This is a genomic window from Sedimentibacter sp. B4 (genome assembly GCF_000309315.1).
Lineage (GTDB): Bacteria > Bacillota > Clostridia > Tissierellales > Sedimentibacteraceae > Sedimentibacter > Sedimentibacter saalensis.
On sequence record NZ_CANG01000982.1, the window covers coordinates 1 to 267 of the forward strand.

Sequence of the window (267 nt, forward strand, 5' to 3'; positions counted from 1 at the left end):
CCGCGTACACCTCGTCCAGCAGTTGCTTCGCGACGAGGGCTTCGGCCTCATCCCGCGGCAGCCCATAGACGATCCGGTCGGGATGGATCGTGTCCTCGACAGCGAAACCCTCCCGCAGGAACTCGGGGTTCCAGGCCAGCATCGCGCCGGGACATCCCTCGGCGATCCGCTCGGCCAATCCGGCCGCAGTTCCGACCGGAACCGTCGACTTGCCGACGACGAGGCGCCGGGCTGGAGGTGAGGGATCAGGGCGTCCACCGCGGCGTG

At 69.3% G+C, this 267-nt stretch carries 1 pseudogene; it reads right to left on the reverse strand.

Annotated elements, in window-relative coordinates:
• Positions 1-267 (reverse strand): annotated as a pseudogene (locus BN358_RS21385) (UDP-glucose 6-dehydrogenase); the annotation flags it as partial.